At 66.1% G+C, this 554-nt stretch carries 1 protein-coding gene and 1 pseudogene; both read left to right on the top strand.

Annotated elements, in window-relative coordinates:
* Positions 1-176 (top strand): annotated as a pseudogene (locus AC5RUM_RS21465) (ectoine/hydroxyectoine ABC transporter ATP-binding protein EhuA); the annotation flags it as partial.
* Between the two features lie 2 nt (positions 177-178).
* On the top strand, positions 179-554 hold a 376-nt coding region (locus AC5RUM_RS21460), incomplete at its 3' end, for an FAD-dependent oxidoreductase (RefSeq protein WP_494036847.1).

The following is a 554-nucleotide window of genomic DNA, read 5'->3' as shown; positions in this document are numbered from 1 at the left end:
CGAAGAAGGGCATGACCATGGTGGTGGTCACCCACGAAATGGGTTTCGCCCGCGAAGTGGCCGACTCGCTGATCTTCATGGATGACGGCTACGTGGTCGAACGCGGCGACGCCCGGGAAATCCTGTCCAACCCGAAGGAACCCCGCACGCAGGCCTTCCTGGACATGGTGATCTAGGCATGGACGGAAAACTCGCAGTCATCGGGCTGGGCAGCATCGGAAGCATGGCCCTCTGGCAGGCCTCCCGCCTGTCCGACTCAGTGGTCGGGTTCGAAGCCGCGTCCCCCGGCCACGGCCGCAGCGCCGTGGGCGGGGACACCCGGCTCTTCCGCATGATCTACCGCGGCAACCCGGACCTCTACCCCATCCTGGAACGCTCCCGCAGCCTCTGGGCCGAACTCGAAGCCGAAACCGGCCAGAACATCCTGACCCGCTGCGGCGGTCTCTCCATCGGCGCCAAAGACGGCGCCTACCTCTCGGCCCTGCTGGAAACCACCCGGACCAACGGCGCCGAGCACGAAATCCTCAGCCGCGAAGAGATGGCCGAACGCTACC

It is taken from the genome of Arthrobacter sp. B2060 (genome assembly GCF_059090445.1).
This window is presented reverse-complemented; position numbering and strand designations above follow the sequence as displayed.